The following is a 10727-nucleotide window of genomic DNA, read 5'->3' on the forward strand; positions in this document are numbered from 1 at the left end:
TTCGCCTTACGGTGGAGCTGTGCGTAGATGTGATCAAGAGACAGGCCGCCGCAGCCCACGCACCAGCACGAGGAGGACGAGGCCCGCGCCGCCGCCGCCAGCGCCGCCATCCGCGCCATCGAGCGCGAGCAGCACGAACTGGCCGAGGGGCGCGACGACGCCGACCTCTTCGCCGAGGCTGCCTCCCAAGCCATGGAACCCTATTGCCGCGCCAGCGACACCCATGCACCGGAGCCGGAGGAACAGGAACGCGCCCAGAAGCGCGTGGCCGTCGAGCGGCACCTGCGCCTCGCCGGCCTGCGGGCCGAGCGCGACGAGCTCTACCGCCTGCGCCGCGCCCGCCGCATCGAGGACGAGACGCTGAGGCACCTGGTGCGCGAGATCGATCTGACCGAGGCGCGCTACGTTTCCTGAACGAAACCGGATGACCCTTCCCGCATGGCGAACCCACAACCATTCCGTGCGGGGAGCGGAGGCCGGAAGGTGGCGGAGGGCGCGATCGCCAAGCACCGGCAGGAACTGCGCCGCCGTGGCATCGCCCTGTAAGGCCCCGCTCCGGCTTGCCGCGAACATCCGGGCCAGGCGGCCATTCCTGGCGGGCGACCTATCGCCGCTGCGGCCTCGTCCACAGGGCCAGGCGGCTGAACAGGGCCACCAGCTCCGCCTGCCGCCCGGTGCCGGTCTTCTCAAAGATGGAGCGGAGCTGCGTCCGCAGCGTTTCGCGTGACAGCCCTGTGGCCGAGGCCGCCTGCGGCAGGCTATGGCCCTGCATCAGCAGCCTCGCCAGCCGGATCTGGGCCGGCGTCAGGCCGAAGAGGTCGCTCAGGATCGCCGCCTCCGGCAACGGGGGCGGCTGGATATCGTGGAGCACCAGCACCGCCAGTGCCCCCGTGAAGAGCTGCTGCGCCCCCCGGCGCAAGGGTAGCAGGCGCAGGATCATGGGGAGCTGCGACACCCCGGGCGCGACGGCGAAGGACAGCACCGGCGGCAGCCGCGACGCCGCGATCGCCTCCAGCGCCGCGAGGACCTGCCGCTCCGCCGCCTCGTCCGCCAGGGCCAGCCGGTCCCCGCCACCCTTCGCCTCCCGCCGCACCCGGAAGCCCGCGTTCGCCACCACCACGCGCCCGCCCAGGCCCAGCACCGCAGCAGGAAGGTCGATCTCCTCCAGCAGATCCAGCTGGCGGTCGAGCTGGCTCCGGCCCATCCGGGCGGTGACCGTGGCGGCACGCGCCAGATGCGGCCGCAGTGCTTGCAGGAGCCGGACCTGCCCGGCATCGAGCGGCCCCCGGGAAAGCTGCCGCTGGACGCTGAACATCAGCCTTTCCCCATTCGGCAAGTCCACCATCGAATAGGTGCCCCAGCCCAGGTCCCTCGGCCGGAGGAACTCCTGGTGGTGCGGATCCGCCGCCATCTCCTCGCGGGTGTAGAGCTCCGTGTATTGCAGGAAACGCTTCTCGGGACGCTCCAGCAGCCGCCGCGGCAGGTCCGAACGCTGGTGCCAGCCTTCGGCGAACCATTCCCCCGCCGCGTCCCGTAGGCCCGGCGAGCTGATATACTCGATCCGCCGCCCCATGGTGACCAGGGACACGCCGCCATCGCCGACCCGGAACAGCTCCTCCATCTCCCGGAGCACGGCTTCCCAGAGCTCGGGGCGCAGCGCCGCCTCGTAGATCCGGTCGGTCAGGGCATCGAGATCGTCGTCCGTCAGGCCAGGATCGCTCCCTTGTCCGCCTCCCGGCGGGCATCCCAGCATGGCCGCAGGATGGCCGGGCGATCAAGCCGCCCGGCATCCTTCTTCCGGCAAGACCGTCCGGCGGCCTCGCCGGGCTTTCCCCGGACCGCTCAGCCGCCGTGCCGAGGGAGAAGGTCCTTGCCCAATTCCGCCACGAGGCGGAAGGAGCGCAGCCGGGCCTCGTGGTCGAAGATCTGCCCGGTCAGCACCAGCTCGTCCGCCCCGGTCCGCTCCAGGAAGGCTTCCAGCCCCGCCCGCACCTGCGCCGGCGTGCCCACCGCGGAACAGGACAGCGCCCGCTCCGTGCCGGCCCGCTCGGCAGCGGTCCACAGCCGGTCCATGCTGTCCACCGGCGGCGGCAACTGGCCCGGCGTGCCGCGGCGCAGGTTCAGGAACTGCTGCTGCAGCGAGGTGAAGAGCCGCCGCGCCCCGGCCTCCGTCTCGTCCGCGAAGACATTGATCGCGGCGGCCACATGGGGCCGGTCGAGCTGCTCCGAGGGGCGGAACTGCCCCCGGTAGACGCGCAGCGCCTCGTCCAGCGCATCCGGCGCGAAATGCGAGGCGAAGGCATAGGGCAGGCCCAACGCCGCCGCGAGCTGCGCGCCATAGAGAGAGGAGCCGAGAATCCAGAGCGGCACCTCCTGCCCTGCTCCCGGCACGGCCTGGAGCGGCTGCCCCGGCCGCGCGGGGCGGAAATAGGATTGCAGCTCCACCACGTCGCGCGGGAAGCCGTCCGGGTCGCTGTCGAGGTTGCGGCGCAGGGCCCGCGCGGCCCGCATGTCGCTGCCCGGCGCCCGGCCCAGCCCCAGGTCGACGCGCCCGGGAAAGAGCGCCGCCAGCGTGCCGAACTGCTCCGCGATCACCAGCGGCGCGTGGTTGGGCAGCATGATGCCCGCCGCGCCGACCCGGATGCGGGAGGTCGCGGCCGCCACCTGGCCGATCACCACCGCCGTGGCGGCGCTGGCGATGCCGGGCATGTTGTGGTGCTCGGCCAGCCAGAAGCGCCGGTAGCCCCAGGCTTCGGCATGGCGGGCGAGGTCGATCGTGTTGCGCAGCGCCGTGCCGGCATCCGCGCCCTGCGGAATGGGCGAGAGGTCGAGAAGGGTGAAGGGGACCATGCGTCCTTCCGTCCTGTGGCCCCGGGCGGGATTGCCACGGGCCGTCCGGCTACAGATAGGGTGCCGCGGCCCCGCCGTCCCGTCCTTGCCGCAGGGCAGCCCCGCGCCCGTCCGGCGGAGGACTCGCCCGGAACCCCCGGACGGCCGGGAACACGCCGCTTCCCGGCACCGGCGGGGCTTTTCCGCGCCGCCACCGGGCCCAGTTGGAAAGGTCCGACCGGAGGAGCGCACCGCAGGATGACTTTTTCGCCACAGCCCCGGCACGCCACCACCGCGTCGGCGGCACGGCCGGCGCAATCCAAGGCTTCGGCCCTTTTTGCGCCGCCCGGGATCGGGGATGATCCGCCCATGATCCAGCACAGCAGCCGACGCAGCGCCCTGCTTGCCTTCACGGGCCTTGCCATGGCGGGTTGCACCGCCCGCCCCTATCCCGCCGAGGCGCAGCGGGTGGCGGTGCTCGACTTCGCCGACCTCGCCGAGAAGGTCCTGCCCGCCGTGGTGAACATCGCCGTCACCGGGGAGCAGCAGGTCCAGATCCCCCCCGACATGCGCGGCACCCCCTACGAGCGCTTCTTTCGCGAGCGCCGGGGCCGCCAGCAGGTCCAGGGCGCCGGCTCGGGCTTCATCATCGACCCTTCCGGCCTGGTGGTGACCAACAACCATGTGGTCGGCAATGCCAGCCGCGTGGTGGTCGCCCTGCAGGACGGCACCGAGATGCCGGCCCGTGTGGTCGGCACCGACGACCTCACCGACCTCGCCCTCCTGCGGATCGAGAGCAAGGAGACGCTGAAATCCGTCCCCTGGGGCTCCTCCGGCAAGCTGCGCGTGGGGCAGTGGGTGCTGGCGGCGGGCAATCCCTTCGGCCTGGGCGGCACCGTCACCTCGGGCATCGTTTCCGCCCGCGGGCGCGAGATCGGCGCCGGCCCCTTCGACGACTTCATCCAGACCGATGCCGCCATCAACCCCGGCAATTCCGGCGGCCCGCTCTTCAACATCGACGGCGAGGTGATCGGCATCAACACCGCCATCTTCTCGCCTTCCGGCGGCTCGGCCGGGATCGGCTTCGCCACGCCCTCGGACCTCGCGCGCCCGGTGATCGAGCAGCTCCGCCGCGACGGGCGGGTGGAGCGCGGCTGGCTCGGCGTCGCCGTGCAGGATGCCACGCCGGAAGGCGGCCGCGGCCGGCGCGGCGTACTGGTGCAGGGGGTGGAGCGCAACAGCCCCGCCGCCCGCGCCGGGCTGCGCCAGGGCGACCTGGTGATCGCGCTGGATGGAGAAAGGGTGGACACCTCGCGCGTGCTGATCCGCTCCGTGGCCGGGGTGGCGCCGGGGCAGACCGTGCGGCTGACCCTGATCCGCGACGGGCGGCAGCAGGAGATCCCCGTCCAGGTCGGCCGCCGGCCCAGCGGCGCCGGCTGAGGCCGCCGCCCGGCCCGCCGCCGCGCTCCGGGGTCATCCTTTCGCGTCGTCTTCTGGGGCCATGCCCTCGGAGCATGGCGCGGGAGCGCGGCGCCATCCGCGAATGATTATCAGCACGCGGCGAATTGGTGTAAGCAGCTGCCCATGCCGCCGACCCCGCCGCCATACCGCGTTCGCGACATCGCCTCGCCCACCGGAGCCCCTTTCCCCGGAACCCCGCCGACCGGAGAAGGCCGCAGAGGCCCGTCCCGCGAGGCCGCCCCGAAGTGAGCGCCGCCACTTCGCACGACCTCGCCGCGGCGGATTACCGGCGCCTGCTGCTCCGCCGCGGCGCCGTGCTGGCCGGCCTGACCCTGCTGCTGGTGGTGGCGCTGGTTTGCGACGTGATGACCGGCCCCTCCCGCCTGCCCTTCGCCGACGTGTTCGCCACCATCCTCTCGCCCGATGGCGCGACCGGCCCGATGCGTGTCATCGTCTGGGATGTCCGCCTGCCCTATGCGCTGATGGCGGTGCTCGTCGGCGCCGCCCTGGCGCTCGCCGGGGCGGAGATGCAGACGGTGCTGAACAACCCGCTGGCCAGCCCCTTCACCCTCGGCGTCTCCTCGGCCGCCTCGCTCGGCGCGGCGCTGGCCATCGTGCTGGGCCGCGGCGTGCCCTGGGTGCCGCAGGAATGGCTGATCCCGGCCAATGCCTTCGTCTTCGCCTTCGCCTCGATGCTGCTGCTGCACTTCATGTCGCGGCTGCGCGGCGCCGGGGTGGATTCGCTGGTGCTGTTCGGCATCGCCCTGGTCTTCGCCATGAACGCGCTGGTCGCGCTGCTGCAGTTCGTGGCCACGGAACAGGCGCTGCAGCAGCTCGTCTTCTGGTCCATGGGATCGCTCGCCCGCGCCACCTGGCCGAAGATCGGCATCATGGCGCTGGCCCTCGCGGTCTGCGTCCCCTTCTGCGCCCGCGCCACCTGGAAGCTGACGGCGCTGCGCCTCGGCGAGGACCGCGCCCGGTCCTTCGGCGTTGATTCCGCGGCGCTGCGGCGCGGCTCGCTGCTGCGCGTCTCGCTGCTCGCCGCCGTCTCCGTCGCCTTCGTCGGCACGATCGGCTTCGTCGGGCTGGTCGGCCCGCACGCGGCGCGGCTGATGGTGGGCGAGGACCACCGCTACTTCCTGCCTGCTTCCGCCCTTTGCGGCGCGGTGCTGCTCTCGCTTTCCTCCATCGCCTCCAAGATGATCGTGCCGGGGCTGCTGATCCCGATCGGCATCGTCACCGCACTGATCGGCGTGCCCGTCTTCGTGGCGCTGGTCTTCGGCCGGGCGCGCGCGGCATGAGGGACGAAGCCATCCACCCCACGGGCACCCCCCACACGGACAATCGCCAGCCCTTGGCCGTGGAGCATGTCTCGGTCGGCTACGGCAAGCGGCAGATCGTCCGCGACCTGTCGCTGCGCCCGATGCTGCCCGGCACGCTGACCGCCCTGGTCGGCCCCAACGGCGCCGGCAAGTCCACCCTGCTGCGCGGCCTCGCCGGGCTGGTGCCGGCGAAGGGCCGGGTGCATCTCGGCGGGCAGGACCTCTCCGCCATGTCGGTCGGCCGCCGCGCGCGCCACGTCTCCTACATGCCGCAGGGCCTGCCCCAGGGCGTGGCGCTCACCGTGCTGGAAACGCTGGTCGGCGCGCTGAAGGCCGTGGCCCCCGCCTCCGGCGCCGTCTCGGGCGAGGAAGCCGCCCGCCGCGGCCTCGCGATCCTGGAGCGGCTGGGCATCTCCGACCTCGCCCTGCGGGGGCTGGACCGGCTGTCCGGCGGCCAGCGCCAGCTCGCCGGCCTCGCCCAGGCCCTGGTGAGGGAGCCGGAGGTGCTGCTGCTCGACGAGCCGACCTCGGCGCTCGACCTGCGCTTCCAGCTCTCGGTGATGGGGCTGGTGCGGCAGACGGTGCTGGAACACGGGCTGATCGGCGTGGTGGTGCTGCACGACCTCAGCCTCGCCGCCCGCTTCTCGGACCGGGTGGTGGTGCTGCACGACGGCACGGTACGGGCGGACGGCACGCCCGAGGACACGCTGACCCCGGCGATCCTGGCCGAGGTCTATGGCGTGGCGGCGCGGATCGAGTTCTGCTCCCAGGGCAGCCTGCTGGTGCTCGCGGACGCCCCCTGCCCAGGCAGGCGGCCTGAACCCCGCGCCCGGCTGCCGCCCGGCGAAGGCGCCGGTGAGGAAGGGCGTGAATCGGCGGCGGGCGGGCCGGTACCCAGGGGGCAGGGACCATGCTCATGCCCCGAAATTGCCGCCCGTTCGTTAACGCCATCCTAAAACGTTGCAACATCCTTACCCATCCGGAAGGCTGGCAGCGGTTTCCGCCAGTTTCCCCGCCACTCCCCGGGTGACGGTCCCCGGGAACACGCCCTTGCCCCTGCTTGACACTGCGGTGCGAAAGGATCATGCGCCTTTCCGCCGCGCGCTCCCCTCCGGGTCCGGCGCGGCGCCGAACCCCCAGACGAAGCTCATGCCAAGCGACAGTCACAGTCGATCTCGCCCGCCGTTGGTGGCCGCCGCGGACTGATCCCGCCTCCGGGTCCGGTTCCCCGCGTTCCGCTGCCAACGGCATGACGGAACGGTGAAACATGGACACGAACAGGAACACCCCCGGCGGCAACCAGGCCGACCGGACCGCTGCTCCCGGCCCGGTGCTGGACCCGCGCGAACAGGGCGCGGCCGGCATCCTCGCCGAACAGCTCGCCCAGGGCCACGTCGCCGATGCAGTGGAGCGGCTGAACACCCTCTCCCCCCAGGAGTCGGCCGCCGCCCTCGCGCTGCTGCCCGACGATCGCGCCGTCGAGATCCTCGACAAGCCCGAGCTCGACGACCCGGCGGAGATCGTCCACTTCCTGCCGCGCGACCGCGCCGCGGTGCTGCTGGAAGGCATGTCCGCCGACCGCGTGGCCGACATGCTGCGCGACCTGGAGGGCACGGAGCGGGCGGCGCTGGTGGCGCGGCTCAGCGCCGAGATGGCGCTGGCGGTGCAGCGCCTGCTCTCCTATCCGCCGCGCACCGCCGGCAGCATCATGACCACCGAGTTCGTCAGCGTCCCCGCCAACTGGACGGTGGCGCAGACCCTGGCGCATGTTCGCAGGGTCGAGCGCACGCGCGAGACGATCTACGCCATCTATGTGGTGGAGCCGCGCACGCGCGCCCTGGTGCGCGCGGCCACCATGCGCCGCCTCATCACGGCGGAGCCGGGGGACTTCATCCTCTCCGCCACGCGCGAGACCGAGCCCGTCACGGTCAAGCCGCTGACCAGCCGCGAGGAGGTGGCCCGCCTGTTCCGCCGCCACGACCTGCTGGCCGTGCCGGTGGTGGACGACGCCCGCCGCATCCTCGGCATCGTGACGGTGGACGACGTGCTCGACGCCATCGTCGAGGAAGGCACCGAGGACGTGCAGCGCTTCGGCGGCATGGAGGCGAGCGACGAGCCCTATACCGAGCTCGGCTTCGGCGGGATGATCCGCAAGCGCGCCGGCTGGCTCTGCGCCCTGTTCCTCAGCGAGATGCTCACCGCCAGCGCCATGCAGCACTACGAGGACGCGCTGGAGCGCGCCGTGGTGCTGACGCTGTTCATCCCGCTGATCATGAGCTCGGGCGGCAATTCCGGCTCCCAGGCCACATCGCTGCTGATCCGCGCCCTGGCGCTGGGCGAGCTGCGGCTGCGCGACTGGTGGCGCGTGGCGCTGCGCGAGCTGCCGACCGGCCTCACCCTGGGCGCCATCCTGGGCACCATCGGCATGCTGCGCATCCTGGTCTGGCAGGAGTTCGGCTTCTTCGACTATGGCGAGCACTGGATGCTGATCGCCCTGACCGTGGGCACGGCCCTGGTGGGCATCGTGACCTTCGGCTCGCTGGCGGGCTCCATGCTGCCCTTCATCCTGAAGCGCATCGGCTTCGACCCCGCCAGCGCCTCCGCCCCCTTCGTGGCGACCCTGGTGGATGTCACCGGCCTGGTCATCTACTTCTCCGTGGCCTCCGCCATCCTGCGCGGGACCCTGCTGTGACCCGGCCCCGCCCACGGCAGACCCGGAAAGGGCGCCGAGGGGCGGCCGCCCCGGTCTTCACGGAACCCCGGTCTTCACAAAAGGCCGGAATTTCATCAGCCTGCCCATCCAGCACGGTCTGGGCTAAGCACAACATCCCGCCGGGAGACCTGGAATGCGGATTCTGCTTGTGGAGGACGACGCCGAGGTCGCCCGCTTCGTGACCAAGGGCCTGCGCGAGGCCGGGCATACCGTCGAGCATTCGTCCAATGGCCGCGACGGCCTGTTCCTCGCCGCCTCGGAACCCTTCGACCTGCTGGTACTGGACCGGATGCTGCCCGGCGGCGTCGATGGCGTGCGGCTGGTGGAGACCCTGCGCACCCAGGGGAACCGGACGCCCGTCCTGTTCCTTTCCGCCCTCAGCGCCGTGGACGAGCGGGTGAAGGGGCTCAAGGCCGGGGGCGACGACTACCTCGCCAAGCCCTTCGCCTTCGCCGAGCTGCTGGCCCGTGTCGAGGCGCTGGGCCGCCGCCCGGCGGTGGACGCGCCCGCCACGCGGCTGAAGGTCGCGGACCTGGAGCTCGACCTGCTTTCCCGCACCGTGACGCGCGGCGACAAGCGCATCGAGATCCAGCCGCGCGAGTTCCGCCTGCTGGAGCACCTGATGCGCCATGCCGGGCAGGTGGTGACCCGCACCATGCTGCTGGAGAAGGTCTGGGACTATCACTTCGACCCGCAGACCAACGTGATCGACGTGCATGTCTCCCGCCTCCGCCAGAAGCTGGACAAGGGCTTCGACAAGCCGCTGATCCATACCATCCGCAATGCCGGCTACATGCTGCGCGCGGACCCCTGACGGGAGGCTCTCCATGCCCTTCCAGGGGGGCCGGCAACGGGAACCGGCCTCCACCCCGTCCCGGCCGCGCGGGTTCCGCGCCGGTGGGGGCGGAGGCGTGATGCCGCGATGAGCGCCGGGCCGCCGGCCGGACCGGAGCAGGGACCGGCGCACGGGCCGCCGCCACGCGGGCCAGCGGGCGGGTTGCCCGCCGGGTTGCCTGACACGCCGCCGGCCAGCCCCTCCGGCAGGTCGCCGAACGGACCACCGAAGCGGCCGCGCCAGCCATTGGCCGGGCTGCGGCTGCTTGGCCAGCGGCTGGCGCGGCTGGTGGGCGGCGCCGGCTTCCGCGCGGCCGCCTTCTTCGCCACCGTCTTCCTGCTGGCCGGGCTGGTCTTCGCCGCCGTGCTCTGGTGGGGCACCGCCGGGGCGCTGGACCGGCAGACGGATGCCACCATCCGCAGCGATGCCGCGGTCTTCCAGGAACGCTGGCGCGAGGCCGGGCGCGACGGGCTGATCGAGGCCATCGCCCAGCATCTGGCCGAGGATGTGGAGGACCAGAGCCTCTACCTCCTCACCGACGTCACGGGGCACCGGCTGGCCGGCAACCTGGAGGCGCCGCGCGACGGCTATTTCGACACCTATCTCGCCGGGCCGCGCTGGCAGTCCCTGTCCCTGCTGCGGGAAGGCGTGCTGACCGAGGCGCGGATCTTCCGCCTCGACTTCCCCAACGGCGACGTGCTGCTGCTGGGCCGCGACGTGGAGGACAAGCTGCGGCTGCGCGAGCTGCTGAACGAGGGCCTCGCCTGGTCCGCCGCGGCGGCCGCCTTCTTCGCCTTCGCCGGGGCCTGGGTGCTGCGCCGGGCGCTGGAGGACCGGCTCCAGCCCGCCGCCGACACCGCCGCCGCGATCGCGCAGGGCGACCTGAGCCAGCGCGTGCCGCTCTCGGGCCGGGAGGACGAGTTCGACCGCCTCGGCAGCGCCATGAACAACATGCTGGACCGCATCGCGACGCTGATGGAGGGGGTGCGCGGCGTGTCCGACGCCATCGCCCACGACCTGCGCACGCCGATCGCCCGCGCCCGCGCCAAGCTGGAGGACGCGCTGGCCGAGGCCGAGGGCGCCCCGGACCGGGAGGCGGCGGAGCTGCTGCGTCAGGCGGTGGATCGCGGCATCGCCGACCTGGACGGCATCGCCCGGGTCTTCCAGGCGGTGCTGCGGATCGCGGAGGTGGAGGCCGGCGCGCGGCGCGCCGCCTTCGCCCCCTTTGACCTCGCCCCGGTGCTGGCCGATGCGGCGGAGCTCTACGGCGCCTCGGCCGAGGCGGCGGAGCAGAGCCTGATGGCGGAGATCCAGCCCAACCTGCCGCTGGTGGGCGACCGAGACCTGCTGCTGCAGGCGGTGGCCAACCTGCTGGACAACGCGGTGAAGTTCTCGCCGCCCGCCAGCACCGTGCGGCTGCGCGCCTTCCGCGACCGGCAGGCGGTGCATGTCACCGTGGCCGACGAGGGACCCGGCATGAGCCCCGGGGAGCGCGCCCGCGCCGGCGAACGTTTCTTCCGCACCGACGGCGCCCGCGCCACGCCCGGCTCGGGCCTCGGCCTGTCGC

10 protein-coding genes are annotated in these 10727 nt (G+C 72.7%); 7 read left to right on the top strand and 3 right to left on the bottom strand.

Annotation, left to right across the window (positions count from 1 at the left end):
• A partial coding sequence (locus tag ROTAS13_RS28095) for a hypothetical protein (RefSeq protein ID WP_253187673.1) occupies positions 1-194 on the bottom strand: 194 nt, incomplete at its 3' end.
• On the opposite strand from ROTAS13_RS28095, the gene ROTAS13_RS28100 reads away from it, so the two are divergent.
• Entirely contained in the window at positions 193-414 is a 222-nt protein-coding gene (locus ROTAS13_RS28100) for a hypothetical protein (RefSeq protein ID WP_253187674.1), read from the top strand. The two genes, ROTAS13_RS28095 and ROTAS13_RS28100, sit on opposite strands and share 2 nt — an antisense overlap.
• Before the next feature lie 190 nt (positions 415-604).
• Here the strand turns inward: ROTAS13_RS28100 and ROTAS13_RS12745 are convergent, their stop codons facing one another.
• Both ROTAS13_RS12745 and ROTAS13_RS12750 read right to left on the bottom strand, forming a co-directional pair.
• Positions 605-1753, bottom strand: a complete 1149-nt coding sequence (locus tag ROTAS13_RS12745; protein WP_075822537.1) for a helix-turn-helix transcriptional regulator — start codon at positions 1751-1753, stop codon at positions 605-607.
• Between the two features lie 89 nt (positions 1754-1842).
• Positions 1843-2850, bottom strand: coding sequence for an LLM class flavin-dependent oxidoreductase (locus ROTAS13_RS12750; protein WP_075822538.1), 1008 nt, complete (start codon positions 2848-2850; stop codon positions 1843-1845).
• A gap of 348 nt (positions 2851-3198) precedes the next feature.
• Between ROTAS13_RS12750 and ROTAS13_RS12755 the strand changes: the two genes are divergently transcribed.
• From ROTAS13_RS12755 to ROTAS13_RS12780, 6 genes are all read left to right on the top strand, one after another.
• Positions 3199-4269, top strand: a complete 1071-nt coding sequence (locus tag ROTAS13_RS12755; protein WP_019461489.1) for a trypsin-like peptidase domain-containing protein — start codon at positions 3199-3201, stop codon at positions 4267-4269.
• Between the two features lie 266 nt (positions 4270-4535).
• Complete coding sequence (locus ROTAS13_RS12760; protein WP_075822539.1) at positions 4536-5591, top strand: iron ABC transporter permease; 1056 nt, start codon at positions 4536-4538, stop codon at positions 5589-5591.
• The gene (locus ROTAS13_RS12765) at positions 5588-6568 is read left to right on the top strand and encodes an ABC transporter ATP-binding protein (protein WP_171979096.1); all 981 of its coding nucleotides are present in this window, start codon (positions 5588-5590) and stop codon (positions 6566-6568) included. Before ROTAS13_RS12760 ends, ROTAS13_RS12765 begins: the two co-directional genes overlap by 4 nt.
• A gap of 311 nt (positions 6569-6879) precedes the next feature.
• On the top strand, positions 6880-8304 hold the full coding sequence (gene mgtE, locus ROTAS13_RS12770; RefSeq protein WP_216348646.1) for a magnesium transporter: 1425 nt from the start codon (positions 6880-6882) through the stop codon (positions 8302-8304).
• Positions 8305-8458: 154 nt separating this feature from the next.
• A complete protein-coding gene (locus ROTAS13_RS12775) occupies positions 8459-9139 on the top strand; it encodes a response regulator transcription factor (protein WP_019461493.1) in 681 nt (226 codons plus the stop codon).
• Between the two features lie 195 nt (positions 9140-9334).
• On the top strand, positions 9335-10727 hold a 1393-nt coding region (locus ROTAS13_RS12780; protein WP_253187675.1), incomplete at its 3' end, for a HAMP domain-containing sensor histidine kinase.

This window comes from Roseomonas sp. TAS13 (assembly GCF_001950415.1).
GTDB lineage: Bacteria > Pseudomonadota > Alphaproteobacteria > Acetobacterales > Acetobacteraceae > Roseomonas > Roseomonas mucosa.

Coding starts and splice junctions, on each gene's coding strand:
- ROTAS13_RS28100 (WP_253187674.1), top strand. CDS start 193: ATGGAACCCTATTGCCGCGCCAGCGACACCCATGCACCGGAGCCGGAG.
- ROTAS13_RS12745 (WP_075822537.1), bottom strand. CDS start 1,753: ATGCTGGGATGCCCGCCGGGAGGCGGACAAGGGAGCGATCCTGGCCTG.
- ROTAS13_RS12750 (WP_075822538.1), bottom strand. CDS start 2,850: ATGGTCCCCTTCACCCTTCTCGACCTCTCGCCCATTCCGCAGGGCGCG.
- ROTAS13_RS12755 (WP_019461489.1), top strand. CDS start 3,199: ATGATCCAGCACAGCAGCCGACGCAGCGCCCTGCTTGCCTTCACGGGC.
- ROTAS13_RS12765 (WP_171979096.1), top strand. CDS start 5,588: ATGAGGGACGAAGCCATCCACCCCACGGGCACCCCCCACACGGACAAT.
- mgtE (WP_216348646.1), top strand. CDS start 6,880: ATGGACACGAACAGGAACACCCCCGGCGGCAACCAGGCCGACCGGACC.
- ROTAS13_RS12775 (WP_019461493.1), top strand. CDS start 8,459: ATGCGGATTCTGCTTGTGGAGGACGACGCCGAGGTCGCCCGCTTCGTG.